The sequence below is a fragment of the Candidatus Chryseobacterium colombiense genome (genome assembly GCA_029203185.1).
In the GTDB taxonomy this organism is placed as follows: Bacteria; Bacteroidota; Bacteroidia; order Flavobacteriales; family Weeksellaceae; genus Chryseobacterium; species Chryseobacterium colombiense.
The window spans coordinates 1,662,866-1,689,330 of sequence record CP119310.1 but is presented as its reverse complement, the minus strand read 5'-3'; the positions used below and the strand labels follow the sequence as shown (position 1 = coordinate 1,689,330).

Annotated in this window: 27 protein-coding genes; 20 read left to right on the top strand and 7 right to left on the bottom strand. The window is 34.5% G+C overall.

From position 1 onward, the window contains the following. Positions 1–17 precede the first annotated feature (17 nt). Positions 18–1,184: an NAD(P)/FAD-dependent oxidoreductase gene (locus tag P0Y62_07420; GenBank protein WEK71383.1), complete on the bottom strand. Its 1,167-nt coding sequence runs from the start codon at positions 1,182–1,184 to the stop codon at positions 18–20. A 24-nt stretch (positions 1,185–1,208) separates the two neighbouring features. Further along, the gene (locus P0Y62_07415; GenBank protein WEK71382.1) at positions 1,209–1,961 is read right to left on the bottom strand and encodes an AraC family transcriptional regulator; all 753 of its coding nucleotides are present in this window, start codon (positions 1,959–1,961) and stop codon (positions 1,209–1,211) included. 120 nt (positions 1,962–2,081) lie between these two features. Here P0Y62_07415 and P0Y62_07410 point away from each other — a divergent pair, with 120 nt between their 5' ends. From P0Y62_07410 to P0Y62_07395, 4 genes are all read left to right on the top strand, one after another. Further along, positions 2,082–2,504 carry a PaaI family thioesterase gene (locus P0Y62_07410; protein ID WEK71381.1) on the top strand — a complete coding sequence of 141 codons (423 nt, stop codon included), beginning with the start codon at positions 2,082–2,084 and terminating at the stop codon, positions 2,502–2,504. Positions 2,505–2,587: 83 nt separating this feature from the next. Further along, positions 2,588–2,932, top strand: coding sequence for a phage holin family protein (locus P0Y62_07405; GenBank protein ID WEK71380.1), 345 nt, complete (start codon positions 2,588–2,590; stop codon positions 2,930–2,932). 189 nt (positions 2,933–3,121) lie between these two features. Next, on the top strand, positions 3,122–5,116 hold the full coding sequence (locus P0Y62_07400; protein WEK71379.1) for a S9 family peptidase: 1,995 nt from the start codon (positions 3,122–3,124) through the stop codon (positions 5,114–5,116). Positions 5,117–5,243: 127 nt separating this feature from the next. Then, the gene (locus P0Y62_07395; protein WEK71378.1) at positions 5,244–5,732 is read left to right on the top strand and encodes a DNA-deoxyinosine glycosylase; all 489 of its coding nucleotides are present in this window, start codon (positions 5,244–5,246) and stop codon (positions 5,730–5,732) included. Position 5,733: 1 nt separating this feature from the next. Here P0Y62_07395 and P0Y62_07390 read toward each other — a convergent pair whose 3' ends face one another. Next, positions 5,734–6,807: a serine hydrolase gene (locus P0Y62_07390; GenBank protein WEK71377.1), complete on the bottom strand. Its 1,074-nt coding sequence runs from the start codon at positions 6,805–6,807 to the stop codon at positions 5,734–5,736. Between the two features lie 264 nt (positions 6,808–7,071). Between P0Y62_07390 and queA the strand changes: the two genes are divergently transcribed. The 6 genes from queA to P0Y62_07360 all read left to right on the top strand — a co-directional run bounded on the left by queA (position 7,072) and on the right by P0Y62_07360 (position 15,141). Then, positions 7,072–8,121 (top strand): tRNA preQ1(34) S-adenosylmethionine ribosyltransferase-isomerase QueA, encoded by a 1,050-nt coding sequence (queA, locus tag P0Y62_07385; GenBank protein WEK71376.1) that lies wholly within the window; start codon positions 7,072–7,074, stop codon positions 8,119–8,121. 71 nt (positions 8,122–8,192) lie between these two features. Then, the gene (gene rlmN, locus P0Y62_07380) at positions 8,193–9,227 is read left to right on the top strand and encodes a 23S rRNA (adenine(2503)-C(2))-methyltransferase RlmN (GenBank protein WEK71375.1); all 1,035 of its coding nucleotides are present in this window, start codon (positions 8,193–8,195) and stop codon (positions 9,225–9,227) included. 76 nt (positions 9,228–9,303) lie between these two features. Further along, positions 9,304–10,245 carry a sterol desaturase family protein gene (locus tag P0Y62_07375; GenBank protein WEK71374.1) on the top strand — a complete coding sequence of 314 codons (942 nt, stop codon included), beginning with the start codon at positions 9,304–9,306 and terminating at the stop codon, positions 10,243–10,245. 73 nt (positions 10,246–10,318) lie between these two features. Beyond that, complete coding sequence (locus tag P0Y62_07370; GenBank protein ID WEK71373.1) at positions 10,319–11,227, top strand: hypothetical protein; 909 nt, start codon at positions 10,319–10,321, stop codon at positions 11,225–11,227. Between the two features lie 72 nt (positions 11,228–11,299). Further along, the gene (locus P0Y62_07365) at positions 11,300–12,277 is read left to right on the top strand and encodes a polyprenyl synthetase family protein (GenBank protein ID WEK71372.1); all 978 of its coding nucleotides are present in this window, start codon (positions 11,300–11,302) and stop codon (positions 12,275–12,277) included. 431 nt (positions 12,278–12,708) lie between these two features. Next, the gene (locus P0Y62_07360) at positions 12,709–15,141 is read left to right on the top strand and encodes a thiamine pyrophosphate-dependent enzyme (GenBank protein ID WEK71371.1); all 2,433 of its coding nucleotides are present in this window, start codon (positions 12,709–12,711) and stop codon (positions 15,139–15,141) included. A gap of 76 nt (positions 15,142–15,217) precedes the next feature. Here P0Y62_07360 and P0Y62_07355 read toward each other — a convergent pair whose 3' ends face one another. Both P0Y62_07355 and P0Y62_07350 read right to left on the bottom strand, forming a co-directional pair. After that, a complete protein-coding gene (locus P0Y62_07355; protein WEK71370.1) occupies positions 15,218–16,159 on the bottom strand; it encodes a hypothetical protein in 942 nt (313 codons plus the stop codon). A 49-nt stretch (positions 16,160–16,208) separates the two neighbouring features. Next, a complete protein-coding gene (locus P0Y62_07350) occupies positions 16,209–16,598 on the bottom strand; it encodes a helix-turn-helix domain-containing protein (protein WEK71369.1) in 390 nt (129 codons plus the stop codon). Positions 16,599–16,720: 122 nt separating this feature from the next. On the opposite strand from P0Y62_07350, the gene P0Y62_07345 reads away from it, so the two are divergent. Then, positions 16,721–17,782, top strand: coding sequence for an NADH:flavin oxidoreductase (locus tag P0Y62_07345; protein ID WEK71368.1), 1,062 nt, complete (start codon positions 16,721–16,723; stop codon positions 17,780–17,782). 178 nt (positions 17,783–17,960) lie between these two features. On the opposite strand, the gene P0Y62_07340 is transcribed toward P0Y62_07345, so the two are convergent. Both P0Y62_07340 and P0Y62_07335 read right to left on the bottom strand, forming a co-directional pair. Continuing rightward, entirely contained in the window at positions 17,961–18,122 is a 162-nt protein-coding gene (locus P0Y62_07340) for a hypothetical protein (GenBank protein WEK71367.1), read from the bottom strand. A 135-nt stretch (positions 18,123–18,257) separates the two neighbouring features. Then, positions 18,258–19,460, bottom strand: coding sequence for a C1 family peptidase (locus P0Y62_07335; protein ID WEK71366.1), 1,203 nt, complete (start codon positions 19,458–19,460; stop codon positions 18,258–18,260). A gap of 222 nt (positions 19,461–19,682) precedes the next feature. Between P0Y62_07335 and P0Y62_07330 the strand changes: the two genes are divergently transcribed. The 9 genes from P0Y62_07330 to P0Y62_07290 all read left to right on the top strand — a co-directional run bounded on the left by P0Y62_07330 (position 19,683) and on the right by P0Y62_07290 (position 26,437). Beyond that, positions 19,683–20,201 (top strand): sigma-70 family RNA polymerase sigma factor, encoded by a 519-nt coding sequence (locus tag P0Y62_07330; GenBank protein ID WEK71365.1) that lies wholly within the window; start codon positions 19,683–19,685, stop codon positions 20,199–20,201. Between the two features lie 12 nt (positions 20,202–20,213). Beyond that, on the top strand, positions 20,214–22,757 hold the full coding sequence (locus P0Y62_07325) for a von Willebrand factor type A domain-containing protein (protein ID WEK71364.1): 2,544 nt from the start codon (positions 20,214–20,216) through the stop codon (positions 22,755–22,757). A 117-nt stretch (positions 22,758–22,874) separates the two neighbouring features. Beyond that, positions 22,875–23,375: a helix-turn-helix domain-containing protein gene (locus tag P0Y62_07320; protein ID WEK71363.1), complete on the top strand. Its 501-nt coding sequence runs from the start codon at positions 22,875–22,877 to the stop codon at positions 23,373–23,375. A 132-nt stretch (positions 23,376–23,507) separates the two neighbouring features. After that, on the top strand, positions 23,508–23,852 hold the full coding sequence (locus P0Y62_07315; GenBank protein ID WEK71362.1) for a hypothetical protein: 345 nt from the start codon (positions 23,508–23,510) through the stop codon (positions 23,850–23,852). 6 nt (positions 23,853–23,858) lie between these two features. After that, the gene (locus tag P0Y62_07310) at positions 23,859–24,263 is read left to right on the top strand and encodes a hypothetical protein (GenBank protein WEK71361.1); all 405 of its coding nucleotides are present in this window, start codon (positions 23,859–23,861) and stop codon (positions 24,261–24,263) included. Positions 24,264–24,342: 79 nt separating this feature from the next. Continuing rightward, the gene (locus tag P0Y62_07305) at positions 24,343–24,747 is read left to right on the top strand and encodes a hypothetical protein (GenBank protein WEK71360.1); all 405 of its coding nucleotides are present in this window, start codon (positions 24,343–24,345) and stop codon (positions 24,745–24,747) included. Beyond that, a complete protein-coding gene (locus tag P0Y62_07300) occupies positions 24,731–25,111 on the top strand; it encodes a hypothetical protein (GenBank protein ID WEK71359.1) in 381 nt (126 codons plus the stop codon). Before P0Y62_07305 ends, P0Y62_07300 begins: the two co-directional genes overlap by 17 nt. After that, the gene (locus tag P0Y62_07295) at positions 25,108–25,920 is read left to right on the top strand and encodes a hypothetical protein (GenBank protein ID WEK71358.1); all 813 of its coding nucleotides are present in this window, start codon (positions 25,108–25,110) and stop codon (positions 25,918–25,920) included. Before P0Y62_07300 ends, P0Y62_07295 begins: the two co-directional genes overlap by 4 nt. 67 nt (positions 25,921–25,987) lie before the next feature. After that, positions 25,988–26,437 (top strand): SRPBCC family protein, encoded by a 450-nt coding sequence (locus P0Y62_07290; protein WEK71357.1) that lies wholly within the window; start codon positions 25,988–25,990, stop codon positions 26,435–26,437. Positions 26,438–26,465 lie beyond the last annotated feature (28 nt).

Genomic DNA, 26,465 nt, shown 5'->3' with positions numbered 1-26,465 from the left:
TAAACCGTTTCTTTTTATTATTCATGAAGCCCGTTGAAAAAATTCAGCATATTTTCAAGAGCGTTCTCTGCATGCATCCGTTCTCCGTTATCAAGAGATTCTTTTGCCATAATAGCAGCTCTTTTTCGCATCTGGGTTTCATATCCGGAAATGGCTTCCTGTAAAGTTTGGTATTGATTCGATGTCAAACATTCACTCAGTTCCAACGCATCCAGCATGGCCATATTAACACCTTCTCCTGCAAAAGGAGGCATTACGTGGGCTGCATCTCCGATCATGGTTACATTGGATTGAGCTTCCCAGGTCTGATCAAAAGGAATACAGTAAATAGGACGTGGAATAAACGGTGTTTCTGCATTTTCAAACAATTCCAGCCAGATAGGATTCCATTCCGGATAAGTAGATTTGAACCAATCCAGTATTTGAGCTTTATCATTATAGTCTAATCCACTGTTTGCAGCCCAGTTTTCATTAACCTTTAAGCTTGCATAAAAGCCGATGTCACCGTTTCCTTTTTGCCCCATTAGGAGATTTTTCTTGTTTCCGAAAGCCATTATTTTTCCACCTTTCAGTAAAGCATTAACTTTTGGAGCATTCTCTTTTGCCTGAAGTATATTTCCTTCAAGCATCGTGATACCGGTATAGAAAGCTTTACTGTCAGTAATATAAGGACGGATTTTTGAGTTGGCTCCATCACAGGCAATCACAATATCGGCATATGCTGTTGTATCGTTTTTGAAATGCAGAAGCCATCCTTCATTCTGCTTTTCCATAGAAATAAAATGGCTGTCCCAGACTACGGTTTCAGGTTCTAAAGATTCCAATAAGATCTTTCTTAATGTTCCACGGTCGATTTCCGGACGGAAATGCTGATGTCCGAAATTTTCCTCAGGTTTTAAGTCGTGATCGCTGAAAAATATTTCTGCATTTTCATTTACGATCAGTTCTCTGTCAGCTCCCACAAGATAATTCTGTTTGAATTCTTCTAACAAATCTGCTTTACGAATGGCTGCCAATCCGGAATCATCATGAAGATCAAGAGGAGCTCCCTGAACACGTGCATTTTTATTAAGATCCCTTTCAAATACTTTTACATCAGCACCTTTTAGCTGTAACAGTCTTGCTAATGTTAATCCTCCGGGACCACCGCCAACAATGGCAATTGATTTATCTTTTATAAGCATAATTTTAAATTTTATGCTGCAAAATTATGGTGTATGATATACCAAAAATTGTAAAAAACGGTCGTTTTGATTCTTAAACAGTTCTTTAGGTGAAACTCCGGACAATTTTTTGATCTCTTTGATGAAATGGGACTGATCGGTAAAATTAAGCTGCGGAAAAAGATTTCCGTCTTTAATATGATGTAAAGAAGCCTGAAAACGTAAAATCTTACAATAATATTTTAATGAAATACCCAATTGTTTATTAAAATAGCGGTTGATCTGACGTTCGCTCCAAAAGACCTGTTCCGAAAGATCTTTAACGGTGATTTCTCCATGCGTCGAAAAAATAAGCTCAAATAATTTTCTTTTTCTTTCGTCAATTTCTTCCGGAAGTAAAGATTTAATTTTTTGAGAAGCTTTTTCACAGAACTGTTCAAAATCGTTCAGATCCTCCATACTGAAATCCCAGAAATTGTCGGGTAATTCTTTTCCACCGTTCACAAATTCAGCAATGGATTGATGCAGAATATATTCCAATGCAAGCGGATTGAAACTGATCGCGAAAAAAGTTGAAAATTCCGTTTCCGGCATTGATTTAGGTTGGGTTTCCAGTCCCATCAAAACAATTTGAAACCGGTTATCGGTGGTTTTACAGAAAAGCAGATCGATTTTTCCGTTGGGAATGATCACGCCTTCTTTAAATGTTGACAGATTTTGCAGCGAAGAATAGCCGTACACAAAATCAGCAAGTGTTTTTTCAGGTTTAATGAATCGATATACTAACTCGTTGCTCATGGGTGGTCTGTAACCTATTTCTGTAGAACGAATTTACAGTTTATTGTTTTCATACATGAATAGTAACTGAAAATTTTCACGTTTTTTAAGGTTGCACTACATTTGCTTTAAATTAAAACAATGACTTCAGAAAAAAAACAACTCATCTTAGATAGTTTCAACCGTTCCGAAACCCTGAAATTTTATAAGGCGGAATTATTGACTGTGGAAACAGATTACATCTCTATTAAAATTCCTAAAATGGAAATGATGACCAGAAAAGCAGGAATGTTCAACGGAGCCATGATTGCCTCTCTGGTGGATGTTTCTTCGGGGTATGCTGCTGTAAGTCATTATGAAGAAGACTGCTATGTGGTAACGGTTGAGCTGAAAGTTAATTATTTAAGACCGGCAATAGGAGAGGCGCTGGTTTCAAAATCTTATGTGATAAAAGGAGGCGGAAAGATCATTGTTGTAAGAACGGAAATTTATGTTGTAGATGAAAATGGGGAAAATGAAAGTCACGTAGCAACGTCTTTGGTCACCATGATGAAGATCAGATAAAATGATATAAAAAACTTTTCCCTGCAAAATGGAATGAGTTTTGTTCGATAATTACCACAAATAATAACAATAAATAAAATAACATGAACTTAATTATCCGATTACTGATCACTGCAATTGTTGCATATCTTCTCACTAAGATTTTACCGGGTGTGCATTTTGATGGGTTTAGTACAGCCATTATTTTTGCCATCGTTTTAGGTGTTTTGAACATAATAGTAAAGCCAATTTTAAGTTTATTCGGATTGCCGCTTACTATTATTACTTTAGGATTCTTTGCTTTGGTTATCAATGCTTTAATTGTTTTGATTGCAGACTATTTTATTGATAGCATGCATGTGGATGGCTTTTGGTGGGCATTTCTTTTCAGTATTTTGCTGTCGATTATTACTTCTCTGGCCAATTCAATCTTTTCAGATGGAGATTAATAGAATAAATCTCTTATACCATATAAAATCCGTCAGTTTTTAATTGGCGGATTTTCTTTTTAAGCAGGATAACTTAAATGTTAATTCTTTCGTTCATTTTTATTTTAAATATTAACTTTGGCAATCTTTGAATTTAGGAATATGAAATCAGGTAAGATTTTATAGATCCGCTAAAATGAATATCAGAATATGAAACTTAAGTACAGTCTGCTGGCTTTGGCAGCTCCGCTTTTAATGAATGCACAACAAGTAATGACGCCTGAAATCCTATGGACTTTGAAAAAAGTGGGAGTACAGGCAGTTTCACCGGATCAGTCTTCACTTATTTACAAAGTAGGACAAGTTGATCTTAAAACTGAAAAAACGAAAAGTGAGAACTATCTCTTAAACGTTCTTAATAATCAGTCCACAAAAATTGATTTAGGTAAGAAAGCACTTATCCAGTGGGATAAAAACGGAATCTATGCTCAGGAAGGAGACAAGATTTTTCTTTCCAAAGACAGTGGTAAAACATGGTCAGAATTTTACACAATCGGGGAAGCTGATAATGTGGTAATTTCTCCTGACGGTAAAAAGATCGCTTTCAGCAAGCAGGTTTTGGTGGAAAAAGTAATGGGGAAAGATAAATATTCCGATACCCCTAAAACTACAGCACAAGTTTACACAGATCTGAACCACAGACACTGGGATTACTTCAATGAAGGAAAATACAACCATGTTTTTGTAGTAAATACTTCAGATAAAGCAGATGCTGCAAAAGATTTACTGGACGGAAAAATGTGGGATTCTCCTCAAAGACCGTTTGGTGGAGCGGAAGATTTCATCTGGAGCCCTGATTCTGCACAGCTTTTATATGTAACGAAACCGAAAAGTGGCGCAGCATATTCTACAAGTACCAATACAGATATTTTTGCTTACGATTTAGCTTCAGGAAAGACTAAAAACCTTACGGAAGCTAATAAAGGATATGATGTAAATCCAAAATTCAGTCCGGACGGAAAATCTTTGATCTGGCAGAGTATGGCCAGAGACGGTTATGAAGCGGACAAGAATGATGTAAAAATCATGGACTGGAAATCAGGAAAAATTTCAAACTTAACGAATGGTTGGGATGAAAGTGTTTCCGGAGATGTTTTCTGGAGCGGGGATTCTAAAACGATTTATTTCACTGCAGCTTTCAGAGGAACAAAACAACTGTTCTCATTAGATCCGAAAAGTGCTAAGGTTCAGCAGATCACAAGAGGTGATTTTGATGTGAATGAAATTTTTGCAGATCAGAAAAACTCACTTTTAGTAGGAAGAACAGATATCAACCATGCAACAGATATTTTCTCTGTCAATATCAAAAACGGAGAAATGAAGCAGATCACTGAAGCGAATAAAGAAATGTATTCAAAATTAGCTCAGGGAAAATCTGAACTGAAAATGGTGAAAACTTCCGACGGAAAAGAAATGGGCGTATGGTTCCATTATCCGCCAAACTTCGATCCGAATAAAAAATATCCGACTTTAGTATATTGTCAGGGAGGTCCGCAATCTGCATTAACCCAGTTTTTCAGTACAAGATGGAACTTCGCTTTAATGGCAGCAAATGGTTATATTGTTGTAGCACCTAACAGAAGAGGAATGCCGGGTTGGGGAACCAAATGGAATGAAGAGATCTCAAGAGATTGGGGAGGACAGCCAATGAGAGATTATTTGGCTGCTACAGATTATGCTAAAACATTGCCTTATGTAGACGGAGACAGAGTAGCGGCTGTTGGAGCAAGTTATGGAGGTTACAGTGTATTTATGTTAGCTGGAATTCATGAGAACAGATTCAAAACTTTCATTGCTCACGATGGATTGTTTGATATGAAATCTTGGTATTTAACAACCGAAGAACTTTGGTTTGCCAATTGGGATTTAGGTTCTCCTTGGGAAAAGCCTTTGCCAAAAGCATATACGGAATTCAATCCGAGCAATTATGTAGAAAAATGGAATAAGCCAATTATGATCGTTCAGGGAGGAATTGATTTCAGAGTTCCTTACGAGCAAGGTCAGGAAGCTTTCCAGGCGGCTAAATTAAGAGGGTTAAAATCAAAATTGGTTTATTTCCCGAACGAAAACCATTGGGTGTTACATCCTCAAAACGGTTTGGTTTGGCAGAGAGAATTTTTCGATTGGTTGAAAGAAACACTTTAAAAATTAAAAGATAAGAATGAACAATTAAAAACAAATTGTTCTGAAAAATATCAATAGGAGCGGGCTTTAGCCCGCTTTTTGTTTTATAATAGGTAAATGGCTTTAGCCAAAATTTATATATTTGATTATGCAAAACCGAATTTCTTCTTTTCCTCCTATCATTGATGATTACTCTAAAATTTTAATATTAGGTTCAATTCCTGGAGTAAAATCATTGGAAAAACAGCAGTATTATGCTCATCCGCAAAATAAATTCTGGAAAATTATTTTTGAACTATTTGATGAGGATTTTACCGATGATTATGAGAAAAAAATGAACGTATTAAAGAAAAATCATATTGCGCTTTGGGATGTTATTGATTCCTGTGAAAGAAAAGGAAGTCTGGATTCTGAAATCAAAAATGAAGAAGCCAATCAGATTGAAGAGCTGCTGGAAAAATATCCAAACATCACAGCTATTTTCTGTAACGGAGGAAAATCCTATAAAAATTTACAAAAGGTCTTAGGGAAGCAGTTTAGAATTCCTGTATTTTTAATGCCTTCTACAAGCCCTCTTCATACGGTTTCTTTTGAAAAAAAATTAGAAAACTGGAAAGCGATTCTGAATTTTCTTTAAACTATTTTCTGTAATAAGCATTGAGAATCTTTTCTCTCATTTTATTAAGATATTTGATATCCTTGGTATTCGATAATATGAAAAGAGAGACACCTTTATCAATCAGGTGCACCCAGTTTGCGCTGTGGCCATATCCTTCACCCTGACGTTCTGCAAACAGGGTCTCAACACTTCCAAATCTTTTTGGATATACCCAGAAGCTGAATGCTGTATCCCCAAGTTCCGGATAAGGCGTAAGCATTAAATCCATAGTCGTTTTCTTAATCAAAGTATGATTGAAAATTGCCTGGTCAAATACCAAAAGATCTTTCGGGGTAGAATACATTGCTCCGGCGCAATAAAGATTATCGATATACATATTGGTGGGCATATGAAGGGCAAATGGATCTGAATCGTCTGCAGAATAGCCTTCATCAAGATTTTTAATGATGTCATTATGATGAAGAAATCCTGTGTTTGACATTTTTAAAGGAATTAAGATCTGTTCGTTTAACACCTTTTCAAATGGCTTGTTGTAGATTTTCTCTATAATTTTACCTAAAAGGATATAATCTCCATTGTTGTACTCAAATTTTGTTCCCGGTTTACTGATTAGTTTTTCTGATAAAAATGTTGTGATAAAATCATCAAGATTCCAGATAGTATTGTCATAAGCCTCATGAATAAGCTCTGGCGAACTGATGTCTTTGTTTTCACGTCCGCTGCTGTAAGTTAATAAATTTCTGATCGTTGCTTTTTGAGCAGCTTCACCTTTATATTCAGGATAGTAAGTAGAAATGGTAGCGTCTAAATTTATCTTTCCCCTTTCGTACAGCTGCATGATGAGAACTGCTGTAAAGGTTTTTGTAAGTGAGAAAATATGAAATCTGCTTTCGTCTGAAAAAGGAATATTATAATGTCTGTTGGATAATCCTTTGTAAGTAAGTAATTCAATCTTACCGTTTTTAGCGAATAATACAGAGCCGTTGAAATTGTCCTTTTTCATGCAGGAATCAATTACTTGTTCGATTTTTTGAACCTGTGAATACGCCGTATTGGCGGCTATCAATAGAAGCACAAACAATAAATTTTTCATAGCTGTATATTTTTAACGAGATTGAATATCTGTGTTGTAAAAATAACCAATTGTTGATTACATAATTAAAATTAATTATAAGAATAAGTTATCAACTCTATAACTTTGGTGTCTGATTAATTTTAATACATTTTCCTGCCCTATAGTCACTGTTTTTTAACAGATGTAAAATAAGACTTGACAAAGGGGGCTTTAATGTCGTATATTTGCACCTCGAAAATTACACCTTGTAATTTCAATAATTTTTAAACCGTAATTTAAAAAATGAAAACATCAGATTTTAATTTTGATCTTCCTGCAGAATTATTGGCAGAACACCCATCAGAACACAGAGACGAAGCCAGATTAATGGTTTTGGACAGAAAAACTGAAACTATTCAGCATAAGCTGTTCAAGGATGTTGTTGATTATTTCGACGAAGGAGATCTTTTTATTTTCAACAATACTAAAGTTTTCCCAGCTCGTCTTTATGGAAATAAAGAAAAAACAGGGGCTAAAATTGAAGTTTTCTTGTTGAGAGAGCTTGACAAAGAAACTCGTGTTTGGGATGTTTTGGTAGATCCTGCAAGAAAAATCAGAATTGGTAATAAACTGTTCTTCACTGAAGATGAATCTTTGGTAGCTGAAGTTATTGACAATACAACTTCAAGAGGAAGAACATTGAGATTCTTATTTGATGGTTCTTACGAAGAATTCAGAGCTAAATTAAAGGAATTGGGAGAAACTCCGCTTCCAAAATATATCAAAAGAGACGTTGAGCCGGAAGATGCTGAAAGATACCAGACGATCTACGCAAAAGTAGAAGGTGCGGTAGCTGCGCCTACTGCAGGTCTTCACTTCTCAAAGCATTTGATGAAGAGATTGGAAATCAAAGGAATTGATTTTGCTGAAGTTACCCTTCACGTTGGTTTAGGAACATTCAACCCGATTGAAGTAGAAGATCTTTCTAAACATAAAATGGAATCGGAAGAGATCTTCATCGATGAGAAAAATGCTCAGATCATCAACAATGCTGTTGAAGCCAACAGGAGAGTTTGTGCTGTCGGAACAACGACAATGAGAACGCTTGAAACTTCAGTTTCTTCAAACAAGAAGATTTCTGCATTCCACGGCTGGACAAATAAATTTATTTATCCTCCACACGAATTCGGAGTTGCCAACTGTATGATTACCAATTTCCACACGCCAAAATCTACATTGATTATGATGATTGCAGCGTTTGCAGGAAGAGATTTCGTAATGCATGCCTACGAAGAAGCTGTAAAAGAGAAGTATAAATTCTACTCTTACGGAGATGCAATGTTAATTCTTTAATAAAGATATAAGGTAAAAGGTTGCAGGTACTAGTTGCCTGCGACCTTAAACCTAGAATCTAAAACCTTACAATGAAAGATATCCGAACTTTATCATTAGACCAGCTTCAAGACTATTTTTTGTCTTTAGGAGAAAAACCGTTTCGTGCGAAACAGGTATATGACTGGTTATGGAGTAAAAATCTCCACTCGATTGATGAGATGACGAATCTTTCGAAACAACTTAGAGATAAAATCTCTGAGGAATATACCATCAACCCTGTTTCAGTTGATCTGCTTCAGAAAAGTTCTGACGGAACCATTAAAAATGGAGTAAAACTTCATGACGGATTAATGGTGGAATCCGTTTTAATTCCTACAGAAACCAGAACAACAGCTTGTGTATCCTCACAGGTAGGCTGTTCTTTAAACTGCGAATTTTGTGCAACTGCGAGGCTTAAAAGAATGAGAAATCTTGAAGTTGCGGAAATCGTGGATCAGGTTGCTCTCATTGACAGCCAAAGTAAAATGTATTTCAATCGACCGCTTTCCAATATCGTTTTTATGGGAATGGGAGAGCCGATGATGAATTACAAAAATGTGGTCGAAGCTATCCGAAAAATTACCCAGCCCGAAGGTTTGGGAATGTCCCCTAGAAGGATTACCGTTTCTACCTCAGGAATTCCGAAGATGATCAAAATGCTGGCTGATGACGAATTGAAAGTGAAACTGGCTTTGTCACTTCACTCTGCAATCGAAGCTAAGCGTAATGAAATTATGCCTTTTTCCGATAAATTTCCTTTAACGGATATTATGGAAGCCCTTCAGTACTGGTATAAAAAAACAGGATCTGTTATTACGTTCGAATACTGTGTCTGGAAAGGAATTAATGATGGTGATGAGGATATCAAAGCTTTGATTAAATATTGTAAGCAGGTTCCTTCCAAAGTGAATCTCATTCAGTATAATCCTATTGGTGACGGAAAATACGATCAATGCAACAAGCAGGCAGAAGAAAACTATATCCGTCAACTAGAAAATGCGGGAATTGTTTGTGTGGTGAGAAAAAGTCGTGGTGGCGATATTGATGCCGCTTGCGGACAGCTTGCTAATAAAACTGCGGATTAAAATTTCATTAAAAAAATCAAAAAAAATCCTTAACGAATTCTTAAATTCCTAAATTTGTACTTAATTTAAGTAACAGATGATGGATTACTTTATGAGTGAAAATGGACTAGAAAGTGTCTATGCTTGGGCTGTTCCCGTTCATGCTGCCGTTATTTTGGCAGAAATGATTTACAGCAGTGTAGCTCAGGCACATTTGTATAGCCGTAAAGACTTATTGACCAATATATATCTAGCACTGATGAATTTCGGTTTGGATCTTGTGATGAAGGCATTTGCAATGGGTGTAATGTTTTTTTTCTATAGTTTCAGGCTGATTGATTTTGATATGAGTACCTGGTATTATTGGGTGTTGTGTTTCCTGGCAACAGATCTGGCATATTATTTCCATCATTTGGTTGACCATAAATCCAGGGCCTTTTGGGCAGTACATATTACCCACCATAATTCCGAATATTTTAATTTAACAACAGGATTCCGAAGCCCGGTTTTTCAGCCTTTATATCGTTATCTGTTTTTCTCTCCTTTGGCATTTTTGGGCTTTAATCCTTGGACAATTATGGTTTGCTATGCCATTGGTCAGGTTTACGGAACATGGGTACATACACAGACTGTAAAAAAGATGGGGTTCTTAGAATACATTCTGGTAACACCTTCTCATCACCGTGTTCATCATGGATGTAATATCAAATATCTGGATAGAAATATGGGAATGGTTTTCATATTCTGGGATAAAATTTTTGGTACTTTTGAACCCGAAGATCCTAAAGTTCCGGTAAAATTCGGAATTTATCCTAAAATGCCGGATGATGGCCCGATAACGACCTTACTGTACGAATGGCAGAAAATTGCTAAAGATCTTAAACAACCTAATCTTACCATTAAAGACCGTTTTAATTATATATTTAATTCTCCGGGATGGAGACACGACGGAACTGGAAAAACCGTTAAGGATTACCAAAAGGAATATTGGGAAAAAAAGAACAGGAAAAAGGAACATGTTCATGAGAAATCTGCTTAATGAAAAAATATAATCAAATGGACGGGCTTTTTTGCCTGTCTTTTGTTTTATAGGAAAAAGTTAATTTTGTTGTATGAAAAAGTTTTTCTTAGTTATCTGTCTCTCAGCTTCTGTATTTTTATTCTCTCAGCAGTCCAATATTTTTAAAATAAGAAAATACAGGGTGAATTATTTAGATACAAAAATTCAGGAAACATCTGGATTAAGTATATTGAATGGAAAACTTTATACCTTTAACGACAGTGGCAATACTCCTGATCTTTTTGAGATAGATAAAAATAATGGTGAAATTATACGAATATATAAAACCAATTTAACGAATACTGATTGGGAAGCTTTAACCAATGATGGTGAAAATTTCTATATAGGTGATTTCGGTAATAATACAGGAGTTAGGAAAGATCTTACCATTTATAAAGTGCCTTATGAAAAACTTAATGAAGCGAATTCCACTCAGATTTCTGTTTCAGAAAAAACTTTAACAGGTAATTCAATTCCGTTTTTCTATCCTGAACAAACTGATTTTACACCTAAAAATTTAAAAACCGATTTTGATGCAGAGGCCATGATTTTTTTAGATGGCAAAATTCATCTTTTTACCAAGGAATGGGCGTCAAGATCTACAACTCATTATATTGTAGATCCTGAAATTTCTGAAAAACAGGAAGCAAAAAAAATCGAAGTTTTTCAAACCAATTTTGTGGTGACCGATGCAGCCTATTTTGATAAGAAACTTTATTTGGTGGGCTATACAAAGAAAACAGAAGTCTTTTTAAATATTTTCAGAGAAACAGAACCCGGAATATTTTTTAAAGAAGATCCGAAACGTTATTATCTGGGAAGTGCACTTTCAATAGGACAGATTGAAGGAGTTGCAGTGGATGAGTCAGGTGTGTACATTTCTGGGGAGAAATTCCATTCTCCGTTGGGAGGAGCAAAGCAAAGCTTATATTTTATCCCTAAAGACAAACTCAAAGATTAAATTCTCTTAAAATTGCCTGAAAAAAATTATCTTTGTGAGAATTAATAATTATTTACCCATCATTCGAAGATTGTGGCAAACGTCGTAGAAGAAATTAAGCAACCGATCAATGAGGAAATGAAACTTTTTGAACAGAAGTTTTATGAATCGATGCAGAGCAAAGTACCTTTATTAGATAAAGTCACTCGTTTTATCGTTACAACAAAAGGAAAGCAGATGCGTCCTATGTTTGTATTTCTTTGTGCAAAGCTTATCGGAGATGTCAACGAGAAAACCTATCGTGGAGCGTCTATGATCGAGTTAATTCATACTGCGACATTGGTTCATGATGATGTGGTGGATGAAAGTTTCAAAAGACGTAATTTCTTTTCTATTAATGCTTTATGGAAAAATAAAATTGCAGTTTTGGTAGGAGACTATCTTCTTTCAAAATCAGTTTTGTTATCTACAGACCATAAAGACTACGATTTATTGGGTGTGATTTCCAGAACGATCCGTGAAATGTCCGAAGGGGAGCTTCTTCAACTGGAGAAAGCCAGAAAACTCGATATTACGGAAGATGTTTACTATGAAATTATTCGCCAGAAAACGGCTACATTAATTGCAGCCTGTTGTGAGATCGGAGTTTTATCCAATAATGCCGATGAGAATCTGGCAAAAAAAATGATGAACTTCGGAACCTATACAGGAATGGCATTCCAGATCAAAGATGATCTTTTTGATTATCTGAGCTCCAATGTTATCGGCAAACCTGTCGGAATCGATATTAAGGAGCAAAAAATGACGCTTCCTTTAATATATACCTTAAAAACAGCCAACGAAAAAGATAAAAAATACTATTTTAATACAATAAAACGGTATAATAACGATCAGAAACGTGTAAAAGAGTTGATAAATTTCGTGAAATCTTCTGGAGGGCTTGATTATGCTGTTTCTGTGATGAAAGATTTTCAGCAGAAAGCAAAAGATATTCTTAATGAATTTCCCGATTCTGAGCCTAAAAAAGCATTACATCTGATGCTTGACTACGTAATTGAAAGAAAATTTTAATTAAATAATTTTCATTGTTACAATAATAACGGCTAAAATAATGCAAAATAAGGCGGTTAAAAATAAATAATCCGCAATGGTTTCAAACTTGTTTCCTCTCTTTTGATGAGCTGATCTTATTGATAAAAACGAAAAAAAACAACTGAAGGCAAAACAGATACTTGCCACACCTGCAAATTCGTCTAAATAGGTGCTGTGACTCATTCTGGAGATTTTTAATGATGTTATAATCAATAAAGAAAACCCCAAAAGATTGCTCGATGCATTCAAAATATGTGTCGATTTCTTTTCCATCCATACAAATTTAACCAAAATAAAGCACAATTTTTTTTATTATCAAATTTTTAAAAAAGATTAATAAAAATTAAAATTAATTTAAAAAGTGTATATTAGCAAAATACTTCGAGAATTTAAAAATTTTATATTTGGCTATGCAAACAACCTATATTGAAACACAGCAAATTTCCTTTCAAGATTTTAAAAATCAGATACTTGAAGATTACAAGTTAGGAAGGATTTCTCGTGAAATGTCCTATTTAGGAAGAAGAGAAGTTCTTACAGGAAAAGCTAAATTTGGTATTTTTGGGGATGGTAAGGAACTTCCTCAGCTTGCAATGGCGAAAGTTTTCAAAAATGGAGACTTCCGTTCAGGATATTATAGAGATCAGACTTTTGCATTGGCTGTAGATGCTTTGACAGTGGAGAGTTTCTTTGCGCAGTTGTATGCAGATACGAGTGTTGAAAGAGAGCCTGCATCGGCTGGAAGACAAATGAACGGTCACTTTGCGACCAGAAGTTTGAATGAAGACGGAAGCTGGAAAGACTTGACCGCTCAGAAAAATATTTCTTCGGATATTTCTCCAACTGCAGGGCAAATGCCAAGATTATTAGGACTCGCTCAGGCTTCAAAAATATATAAATCAGTTAAATTCGACGGTTCTGAAAAATTCTCAAAAGACGGTAACGAAATTGCTTTTGGTACAATCGGGGATGCTTCTACGGCAGAAGGGCATTTCTGGGAAACTTTGAATGCGGCTTGTGCGCTTCAGGTTCCTATGGTGGTATCCATCTGGGATGATGGTTACGGAATTTCAGTTCCTACAAAAAATCAGAGAGCAAAAGCCGATATTGCAGAAATGTTGAGCGGTTTCCAAAGAAAAGACGGGGAAGCTCAAGGCTGTGAGATCATTCAGGTGAAAGCTTGGGATTATGCCGCATTATTGGATGCTTATGCAAGAGCAGAGCAGTTTGCAAGAGTTGAAAGTGTTCCGGTTGTGGTTCACGTTATTGAAGTTACACAGCCTCAAGGTCACTCGACTTCGGGGTCTCACGAAAGATATAAAAATGAAGATCGTTTAGCTTGGGAATCTCAGTTTGATGGATTGGTAAAATTCAAAGAATGGATTTTAAATTATTCTATCGAAATTGAAGGTAAGGAAGAAGTATTGGCAACCGCAGAAGAATTGGAAGCCATTGATGAAGACGCTAAAAAAACGGTAAAAGCAGGTCAAAAGCAGGCTTGGGAAAATTATCAGAAGACAATCACAGATTTGATCAGCTCAGTGTTACCTTTAGTTGAAAATCTTAAAGGGCAAAATGCTGAAATTGAAAATTATATCAATCAGTTCAATAAATTGGTTTCAAAAGCTAAAAAAGATATTTTCCATTTGGTAAGAAGGTCTTTATTGGCGACAAGAGGAACAAACTCTGCAGAAAGAAACCAATTAATGCAGAAGTACAACGAGATTTTTGAAGTTGAAAAAGACAACTATTCTTCTCATTTGTATTCTCAGTCTCAATGGAAAGCAGAGAACGTAAAAGAAATTAAGCCCATCTATTCTGACAGTTCTGAAGATGTAGACGGAAGAGTAGTGGTAAGAAATAACTTCGATAAAATTTTTGAAAAATATCCTGAAACTTTAGTATTTGGTGAAGATGCCGGAAATATTGGTGACGTAAACCAGGGTCTAGAAGGAATGCAGGAAAAGTACGGTGACGTTCGTGTTGCTGATACAGGAATCCGTGAAGCTACAATTCTTGGACAGGGAATTGGTATGGCGATGAGAGGATTGAGACCAATTGCTGAGATTCAGTATTTAGACTATATTTTATACTGCTTACAAGGAATGAGCGATGATCTGGCTACCGTTCAATACAGAACAAAAGGAGGGCAGAAGGCTCCGGTAATTATCAGAACAAGAGGTCACAGATTAGAAGGAGTTTGGCATTCAGGTTCTCCAATGGCGGGAATTCTGAATCTTTCAAAAGGGATTTTGGTATTAGTTCCAAGAAACTTAACTAAAGCTGCCGGATTCTACAATACCATGCTTCAAAGCGACGATCCGGCCGTAATTGTTGAATGTCTGAATGGATACAGATTAAAAGAAAAACAACCGGATAACTTAGGTGAATTTACTGTTCCTGTTGGGAAAATTGAAGTTACAAAAGAAGGATCTGATGTTACATTAGTAACGTATGGTTCGACTTGGAGAATTGTAATGGAAGCTGCAGAAGAATTAGGAAAATTAGGAATCTCTGCGGAAGTTATTGATGTTCAATCTTTAATTCCTTTCGATTTAACGCATGAAATTGCTGAATCTGTAAAGAAAACAAACAGATTGGTTGTAATCGACGAAGATGTGGAAGGCGGAACCTCAGCATTTATACTTCAGCAGATTTTAGAAAAGCAAAAGGCATTCAGATTCTTAGATTCTGATCCATTGACGATATCTGCAAATGATCACAGACCTGCTTATGCAAGTGACGGAGATTATTTCTCTAAGCCATCTGCAGATGATATGGTTGAGAAAATCTATGCGATGTTTAACGAAACAAATCCTCAGAAATATCCTGCGATATTTTAATTGAGATTTTAGATAAATTTGAAAACCGCTTTCTTTTTGGAGGCGGTTTTTTAATAAAGTTAATTTTAGTGAATATTTATTTTTTTAACTCATTAATAAGGTCTCTTATTTCTTTTAATTCAGAATTTTCTTCATTGATTTTTTTTATTACAAAATCTAATAATTTATGAATCTTATCCGCTTTTTCTAAACTTTCCTGTTCTGAAATATTATGTAGCCCTTCCGATGTTAATCTATATAAAATTTCAAGAGGATTATGTCCTAATATTTGTAAAGATTTTGGTAAAAGAGAAAATGTACTATTGTAAAGCGTACTCATTTTAGAATTTTTGTCAAACTCTTCAATAATTTTTTTTAGCTTGGGATCTGAAGAGTTTAAATCACTAATATTTTCTAAGATGTGAAATAATTCTTTTTCAATAATTCTTCTAAAGTAAGCTAAAGATCCAATTCCGAATCCAATTTGATATTGCTTAATTCCTTTGAAATACCAATTATTTGTTTCTCGGTCAAAATACTTTTGGATAGATTTATCAATATTTATTTTAGGTTCTGGATTTATGCCAACTTTAGTTAGGTATATTTTAATTTGTTTATTTTGAATAATATCAATATGCTGAACACCATCTTTACCATGTCCTACGATATTATCTTTATCATTTGGAAACTGTTGATCACTTTTAACTTTAATTAAAAAATCGACTTGTTTTTTTTGACAAGATTTACAAATTCCTAATAAATGGATTTCATAACTTAAATGATCATTTTCATCAAAACAGTCACTTGGAATTTTATTTCCAGCAAATTTGTTATAATACTCTTTTGTTGATTTTAGTAAGTCAATCTCAAAAGTTCTATTTGTTTGTTCTTCATCACAAAAATATTCGAAAGATAATTGATTAAAATCATAGGGATCAACAATACCTTTTTGTGTTCTAACATAATTTTCAATGTACAAAAACTCTTTATATAAAGGATATTCTTTGAAAAAATTTTTGATATCGTATAATACTTGCATAATTTTAATTAAATTTAAATATACATAATATTTATTGCTTTAATCATCATCAAACTGTAGCCTTTTTTATATTCTTTTGCTCTAAAACAGTTTTACAATCTTTCTCTTTATCAGGATCATGCACATGATACTTCTTTTCCCATTCTTCCAGTTGGTATAAGATAGGCAACAATGCCAAACCTTTTTCAGTCAGAGAATATTCAACTCTTGGAGGGATTTCTTTAAACTCTTCACGAATCACCAATCCGTCGGCTTCCATTTCACGTAATTGGTCGGTTAAAACCTTTCTGGAAATTACATTAATGCGCACCGCAAGTTCCCCAAAACGTAATTTCCGGTCTTTGATGACCAGTACGATGATGGGTTTCCATTTGCTTCCTAAGGCAGACATTGCCTTTCCTAAAGGGCAGCTGTATGCCATTAATTCATTTTGCTTCATATGTTACTTTTACGTTACTAATGTAGGTTACTGCAAAGTTACCACTTTTTTAAATTCAAAAGATACAAAAATGAACTATTATTAGTTACTTTGTGTAACAATTATAAAATATAAATGTAAAGATGAGCACAGAATCATTATTTAAACCTTTTAAATATAAGAATTTAGAACTAAAAAATAGAATTGTAATGGCTCCGATGACGAGAGCTCAATCTGATAACGGAGTTCCGACTCAGCAAATTGCAGAGTATTATGCAAGAAGAGCGGCTTCAGAAGTGGGATTGATTCTTTCGGAGGGAACTGTGATCAACAGACCGGGTTCAAAAAATATGCAGAATATCCCTGATTTTTATGGAACAGAAGCATTAAACGGATGGAAAAATGTTATCGATGCTGTTCATGAAAACGGGGGAAAAATGGGACCTCAAATCTGGCACGTTGGAGATACGAGGATGTCAGAAGATTATCCTTTGGTGGATATGGAAAAAGCTTCTACAATGACATTGGAGGATATTCAGGATACGATTGCACAGTTTGCGGCTTCTGCAAAATCTGCAAAAGATCTTGGCTTTGATGTCGTTGAAATCCATGGAGCACACGGTTATTTGATCGATCAGTTCTTCTGGGAAGTTACCAACACAAGAACCGATGAGTATGGAGGAAAAACCTTAAAAGAAAGAAGCAAATTTGCTGTAGATGTTGTAAAAACAATCAGAGCTGCTGTAGGGGAAGACTTTACAATTATCATCCGTCTTTCTCAATGGAAACAACAGGATTATTCTACAAGATTAGCCAATACTCCCGAAGAAATGGAAGAGTGGTTATTGCCATTAAAAGAAGCCGGAGTTGATATTTTCCACTGCTCACAACGACGTTTCTGGGAAGCTGAATTTGAAGGTTCTGACTTGAATTTTGCAGGTTGGGCCAAGAAAATTACAGGTCAGCCGACAATTACTGTAGGTTCTGTAGGTCTTGAAGGAGATTTTATGGGAGCATTTGCAGGGCAGGGAACTGAAAAGGCAGATTTAACGGAATTAACAAGAAGGCTGGAAAGAGGAGATTTTGATCTGGTAGCTGTTGGAAGAGCGCTTTTACAGGATCCGGAATGGGTGAGAAAAGTAAAAGAAGGAAAAACAGAAGAGCTATTGGATTTCAACGCTGCAAGTATGGCAACCCTTTATTAAAAAACAATTGTGAATTGTAATCGTGGTTTTGTTTGGCCTTCAATTTATTTTACAACTTTTCTGGCTTAAGGGAGAATAAAAGTAACTTTTAACAATTCACATTTTATATTTAAATTTTTACCTATCAATTATTTTAAACGAAACCGCTTCAAGAATGATCTTGAAGCGGTTTTTAGTCTTAATTCGGACAGCCAAAAGTTATTGAAATACATTTCCAGTATCCCGGATTTCCGTTTTTGGGTGGATAATAACATTCAACGGTATCCAACGGACATTCCGGAGCATTTCCTCCGTTGATCTTCTTTAAATCGGTCTTCACTAATTTTCTTAGATTTTTCATAGTAAATAATTTTGATGAAGATCAAATATAATATTTCTCTATTGATTGAAAAAATAAAACCGTTCTCAAAATTTGAAAACGGTTTCTTTAACAGATTTAAATATCTAAATTGCCGGTAAAGGCAAAAAGTGATTCTTATAATCCAATGTTTTTAGTGAGCTTCAATTGCTTTTTAATAGACTTTGGAAGCGCATTTTTGTGAACAAGAATTGCTGTAGATTTGTACTCAACATACGGTCTGGTTACATAGATGTAGCCTTCGAAATCATTGGTAACTCCCCAAGAATTCTTCACCATATAATACTCTTTTCCGGACTGATCCTTTGCCAATCCTACGATGTGCATTCCGTGATCATCGGTTGTAGATAGATTATTCAAGGCTTTTTGACGCATATCTTCAGTGATCGTTTTGTCTTTTTTAGGCTCTGTGAATAAAGTTCCTTTGTTGTCTTTAGTAATTTGATCTAAATCCATATCCGGAACATAAGCAACTCCGTTTTTGTAAGAGAAATAAGGCTCGGAAACGTCGGTTGCCCAACCTACAGAATATCCTTTGCTTACTGCGTTATCGATAATTGCAGTTAAATCTTTCATCGGTACATTCCAGTCAGAATCATGGCTCCAGTTATCTGGAATTGGAACTACAAATTTTTGGTAATATGGATAATCTTTATAAGAAGAAATTTCTACATAATCTTCAGGATTGATACCTACCACTTCTTTAGCAAAGGTTTGCGGAGTATAAGATTTTCCTTCGTACGTAAAGTTGGTCGGAATTTTCCCTAAATATTCATCTAAAATAGCATCTACAGAAGCCATCCAGTTATCCGTTAATTTCCCTTTGGAAGCAGCCTGAACCAAGCTATCCAGAACTGGTTTTATTTTACCCTGCATTTCAGAGAAATTGTTCAATGTTTGTCCGGATTTTAAACCTGTGTAAACATCTTGAGGAACTGCTCCGTATTTTTTATACATGTTGATAACGTCGTGCAATTCTCCTCCGTCTCCCCAACTGATGGCACCATTATTTAGAACGTATAATTTTGCTTTATCATGATAAGAATTTCTTGCAGTGAAAATTTCCGCTAAATCAACTGGCTTTTTACCCATTCTCTGCATTTCAGATTCAAGAAAAGAGTTTCCTGAATAACTCCAGCAGGTTCCTGAAGAACCTTGGTTTTTTACCGAAGTTGCTCCTACGTCTTTCAACGTTGTGAACTGGAAATTAGCATTTTGAGATTGATTGTTTTTTAACTTGTTGATTAAGTCATCCTGAGCAAACATTATACTTCCTGCAGACAAAACAAAAAGTAATGACGCAATTTTGGTATTTTTCATTACTATAAAAAGATTATTTATATGAATAGTCGTTCATATTACAGATTTGTTACAAGGCAAAAAGTTAAATCGAATATTTACTTTTTATGAAAAGTTTCTTTTAATTCTTGTCTCAATATGATGTCATTATGCAAAAGAGAAATTTCATATTTTTAAAAAAAGTTTTAGATGTTTCCAACCCTTTCTCAGTTTCCTGCATCTATTAGAGTATAAAGCCAACCTATGGAACACGAATTACTAATAGCATGTCAACGGAACGACCGTAACGCACAGCGGAAAGTCTACGAAAATATGGCAGGCAAACTTTACTCGGTTTGCAGACGTTACCTGAAAAATGATGAAGATATACAGGAAGTACTGGCCGATACTTTTTATAAGATTTTCACAAAGCTCGATCAGCTACAGAATCCGGATATTTTTGAAGCCTGGGCAAAAAAAATTACGGTGAATGAATGCCTGCAGAAATTAAGAGCCATGAAAGCACTTCACATTTCGCTGGATGAGAATATGATTGAATCTTCAGATGTACCAGTAGAAAATCTTTCTTTCGAAAAAGATATTCTCAAACTTCTCAATTTTCTTCCGGAAGGTTGCCGGGCGATCTTTAATCTATTTGCCATTGAAGGGTATCCACACAAGGAGATTGCAACAATGCTTTCAATCAGTGAAGGAACGTCAAAATCCCAACTGAATTTCGCGAGAAAAAAACTTCAGGAACTTCTGGTTAATCACAACATTTAAAAACTTTACAAAATGGAAAATAATCACGATATCGATAAAAAATTCAATGAGGCTTCAAAAGTGGAAGAACCTATGACTTTTCCTGGGTTTGATAAAGTTTGGGCTCAGGTTGAAGAAAAATTAGATATAAAAGAAAATAAAAAAAGAATTATTCCAATTTGGCTTCCTTACGGTATTGCAGTAAGTTTAATCATCGGTTTAGGTGCTTTTTACTTTATTAATAAAAATGATGATTCAGCAATTAAAAAAACTGCAATTGCTCAGCATACGGTTTATCCTAAAGTAAATTCTAGTGTTCAAGCGATCGATAGTACGGTGAAGTCTAATATTGAGAAGGAAATTGCGGTAGCTAAATCTTCAGTCGAAAAACCTTCAACTTTAGTGTTTGATGATAAAATTCCTGAGCCTGTAAAAAAGGTCAATGAAATTTATACTACAGATCAATATTATATTAAGAAAAAAGATAATCAACAATCTGAAAAAGAGAAATATGAAGGAACGGATGGTGATGGTGTTTTGGATAAAGAAGATAAAGAAACTAGTATTGAAGGAGTTGTAGTGACAGGTTACAGAACTGTGAAAAAACAATCTTATACTTCAAGTGCTACATCTATTGCATCAACAGAAATTGTAAGCAATAAGCGTTCAAAAAAATATAAGGAAAATATTACTTCATCACCTTCGATTGCTTTAAATTATGTTCAAGGTCAGACAAATGACGGATATATTTCGAACTCTCCTAATGTAAGAACTGAGTTCATTGAAAAGCGCCCTAATGCAAATATTATGAATATAGTTCAAGGTCAATTAGCTGGAGTTAATATTAACACTGGAAGTGGACAACCTGGATCAAAGCCGACAGTTTTAATTCGGGGAATTGGAAGTTTGAACGGTAATGCACAACCTTTATATGTGATTAACGGTAAAGTTTCGGATGCAAAAGAATTTGGCAAGCTAAATCCAAATACTGTTGAAAGTATCAATGTATTAAAAGATGCTTCAGCAACATCATTATATGGAAGCAGAGCTTCAAACGGAGTAGTTGTTATTACTACCAAAAAACTTTCAAGAAAACAAAGAAAAGCATACGAAAAACTTCAGAAAGTTCAGGATAGTATTAAAAAAGCAAAATTCATTGAAAAGCAAAATAATGAGGAATATGATGCGTTTATAGAAAATCCTTTTGAGTTGACTAAGAACCAATCGGTATCTACGTTTTCAATCGATGTTGATAATGCTGCCTATTCCAATATCAGGAGAATGATTAATAATGGAGAAATGGTAGATAAAAATGCGGTGAGAATTGAAGAAATGATCAATTATTTTAAATACTCCTATCCACAGCCGAAAAACGATCAGCCTTTTTCTATTAATACAGAGTACGGTGATTCTCCCTGGAATACTAAATACAAGCTTTTAAAGATTGGCCTTCAGGGGAAAAGTATTCCGGCGAATCAGCTTCCGGCTTCCAATTTTGTTTTCCTGATCGATGTTTCCGGTTCTATGGATGCTCCCAATAAATTACCGTTACTGAAATCTTCTTTTAAAGTTTTGCTGGATCAACTAAGATCTGAAGATAAAGTTGGAATTGTAGTTTATGCAGGAAGCGCAGGCATGGTTCTTTCTCCTACTTCAGCCCGTGAAAAAAATAAAATCATTGAAGCTTTGGATAATCTTCAGGCAGGAGGAAGTACTGCAGGAGGAGAAGGAATTGAACTGGCCTATAAACTTGCCCAGGAAAACTTCATAAAAGGAGGGAATAACCGTGTTATTATTGCTACAGACGGAGATTTCAATGTCGGAGCTTCTTCAACAGGAGATCTACAGACCTTGGTAGAAGAAAAAAGAAAATCAGGGGTTTTTCTTACGTGTTTAGGTTTCGGAATGGGTAATTTTAAAGACAACCGTATGGAAACTTTAGCCGACAAAGGCAACGGGAACTATGCTTATATCGACAATATGCAGGAAGCAAATAAATTTCTCGGGAAAGAGTTTGCAGGAAGTATGTATGCTATAGCGAAAGACGTAAAAATTCAGATCGAGTTTAATCCACAATTTGTAAAATCGTACCGATTGATCGGCTATGAAAACAGAAAGCTGAAGAATGAAGATTTTACCAACGATGCTATAGATGCTGGAGAATTGGGAAGCGGACATACAGTAACGGCTTTGTATGAGATCATTCCAAACGATGTGCAATCCGATTTTCTTCCTAAAGAAACTGAACTTAAATATACTCATCAAACTTCCGATTCAAATTTTGGAAACGAACTGGCAACGGTAAAATTCAGGTATAAAAAACCGGATGGTGACAAAAGTACTGAGATCACTCAGGTAGTACAAAAATCTGATATTTCCATTTCCGGAGCGAGCGAGGATTTTAAGTTTGCTTCTTCCGTTGCATGGTTTGGTTTGATTTTAAGAAATTCAAAATTCATCCAAAATAAAGATCTGAAAGAAGTAGAAAATCTTGCAAAAAAAGGAAGAGGTAAAGATGATGAAGGGTATAGAGCTGAGTTTGTGAGATTAGTAGAAAGTTATAAAACACAGCAATGATAGATGAAGCAGGCATTCGAAAGGGTGTCTGTTTTTTATTATAACTTTATTTTCAAAAATTATTGAAAGTTCAAAAATTATAATTATATTTGTATTAGAATTTAAAAGAAATATAAAATGCAACTTTCAGAAGCTAAAGAAAAATATATTCAGACTTGGGGAACTTTGGCGACCAATTGGGGAATTAACCGTACGATGGCACAGGTTCATGCATTGCTTTTGGCTGAAGGAAAACCACTCTCTACTGATGAGGTGATGGAAATGCTTGCAATTTCAAGGGGAAATGCCAATATGAATCTGAGAAACCTTATGGATTGGGGCTTGGTAAGAAAAGAATTGATGAAGGGGGACCGAAAAGAATATTTTTTTGCAGAAAGAGATATGTGGTATCTTTTTAAACAGTTGGTGAAAGAACGTAAGAAAAGAGAAATCGAACCTGTTTTAAGTTCAATTTCTGAATTAAAAAATATAGATGAAAATACGGAAGAGGCTCAAAAATTTACCGCTTTAATGGACGAAATGGAAAATGTGACGGGAAAAATATTCAATATCATGGATCTTGCCATAAAAAGTGATGATCATTGGCTGGTCGGAAAGATCACTAATTTATTAAAATAAAGGATATTAAAGATTGTCATTCTGAGCAAAGCGAAGAATCTTTTTAATACCTATAAGAATACTTAAGGAGCAAATCTCCTTTTTTATTTCAAATATACTTTCAAAAATTATTGAAAATATAATATTTACAAAATGTTCAATATTATTTCATATATACTTTTCCTTTCCATAAGCTCATATATCACGATTGATGTTGGGAGAAGATGTTATAATGCAGGGAAATACTATTTGGATTATCTGATTCATGATGCTAATCTTTGTTTGACAATCAACAGAATACTTTTAGGGTGTTATTATTTGATCAATCTCGGTTATATCGCCATTAATCTGAGTAATTGGGACAAGGTGAATTCCCTGGAACAGGTTCTGACAGTCACTGCTATCAAAATAGGATATATCACTTTGATTCTTTGCTTTTTACATTATATGAACATTTTTACACTTTACTTTCTGAGAAAAAATTTAACTATAAAATAATATACTATGAATGCAACAGTTTTAACCACAGCAACCTACAATTTTTCTGCTTACATGATTTATTTGCCTATTGTCATTATGTTGACGGTTTTTGTGTCTCAGTTCTTGTTTAAAAATTCCAAAACTTTTATGATCGATATTTTCCACCAAAAAGAAGATATTGCAATGGCAACAAATTCACTGTTTAAAATCGGGTTTTATCTTTTGAATATTGGTTTTGCGCTTTGTATCATTGAGTTTTTCCAAATTGAAACGGTTGAAAGACTGGTGGTCGCATTAAGTAAAAAGATCGGCGGATTCTCCATTTACCTTGGAATAATGATGCTTCTGAACCTGCTGCTTTTCTTAAAAGGTCGTAAACATGCAATGAATAAAGATAAAATCATTAAAAATGAAAACACTGATATTTAAAATCTGGATGTATTTCGCTTTTAAAATCCAGAATAAACGAACAAGAGGAGATTTTTTAAACCTTTAAAAATTAATGACCATGAAAACTTTTGCCAAGAACGATTTTTACTTCCAATTAACAATTTTTGTTATTATTTCAATAATTGTATTGATTAGCTTTTTGTTAGGAAGTGAAAAATTAATCTATCTTTTTTATTTCGGTGTAGGAATTTCACAGTTAGTAAGCTATTTGATAAGATGTTCCTACAATTATAAAAAATCATTAATCTTTAAAATATATGGTTATCTTATCTTACCTGTTTTTCTATCACTTATTTTGCTGGTGATTAGTGGAAGTTTTGATGATCTTGCCGGAATTTTCATGATAATTCCTATACTTTCCCTTTTTTACAGTCCGGTATTGGCGATTCTCTATCTCATAGATTGTTATCAGACAATGTTTAAATTTCAAACTAAAAATCAATCTCATGAAAACATTCTTTAAATATGATTTCTATGTTCAGTTCACAATTTTCATTGCATATATCATTGGATGGCTTATCATTAAACATTATGACTTGGTTTTTGAAAATTACTTTCTGTTATTTTATCATGTTGTTGGAGGAGCTCAGTTATTAAGTTATTTAATTCGATTAGGAATAAGATATCCTAAAAATTTAATGTATGTTTTATATGGAATTTTAATTATTCCTGTTTGGTTAATCTATTTCTATGACATTCAAATTGCAAGAGTTGGGGAAATATTTTTCTATATACTTTTCTCGGCCTTCTTTTACAGTCCGCTTATGGCAATCTCCTATATTATTTATACGTATATAACTTATGAATCTCAAAAACAAACACAATGAAAACCCTTAAAAATCACACGCTCATCTACGACAACGAATGTCCGATGTGCAATATCTATTCAAAAGGTTTTATAAAAGCGGGAATGTTGGATGAAAACGGAAGAGAAGCCTTTACAGAACTGAGTTTTAAGAATAAAAATCTGGTTGATTTCAACCGGGCAAAAAACGAAATTGCTTTAGTGGATCATCAAAGAAATAAAGTAATTTACGGGTTAGATAGTTTATTGTTAATCATTGGAAATTCATTTCCAGTATTAGAAAAAACAGCAAGAATTAAACCTTTCTATTGGTTTTTCAAAAAGTTGTATTCCTTTGTTTCTTATAACAGAAAACAGATTATCCCTTCAAAAAAAGATCAGACAGAAGAAGCCTGTATTCCTGATTTTAACTTGAATTACAGACTTGCTTACATGGCTTTTGTCGTGATTTTCTCAGGCTATATTTTAAGCTTATTTTCGACAAAATTAGGATTAGGTCTCCATCAGAACTTTGGGAGAGAATTAATCGTTTGCATTGGGCAAATCTTTTGGCAGACTCTATTCTTAACATCTTATTTGAAAGATAAAATCTGGAATTATCTGGGAAATATGATGACAGTTTCTCTGATCGGAACTTTACTCTTGATTCCAGCTTTATTTTTAAATCTAAATCCGGTTTCTTCGATGATTTACTTCGGCATTGTAGTATTCATCATGTTTCTGGAGCATATAAGAAGGTGTCGGATTTTAAAAATAAACTTTCTTCCGACTCTTTCATGGGTTATTTTTAGAATAACGACGGCAATCATTTTAATCCTATTAAATCACTAAAACAGTTAGTATTAGCATTGTCATGCTGAGCCTGTCAAAGCATCTTTATTAAACAAAATTTTAGAAAATGTCCAGAATCCATTTAAGTACAATAATCGAAGCAGATATTCAAACAGTGTTCGACTTATCTAGAAATATTGATTTACATCAGAAATCAACTTCCAAAACCAATGAAAAAGCAATTGCAGGGCGAACCTCAGGATTAATTGAACAAGGTGAAACCGTAACCTGGAAAGCAAAACATTTAGGAATTTATCAAACACTGACCACAAAAATTGTGAGTATGAACAAACCTCATCATTTCATAGATGTGATGCAGAAAGGAGCTTTTAAATCAATGAAACATCAGCATATTTTCACCCAGGAAGGTAAAAACACAGTCATGACAGATATTTTTGAATTCGAATCGCCTTTCGGAATCATCGGAAAAATCTTCAACACAATATATCTTAAAAACTACATGAAAACATTTCTTTTAGAACGAAATCGGTTGATAAAAATAACAGCAGAAAAATAAGGAACTAAGAAAGTAGGATGAACGCGAG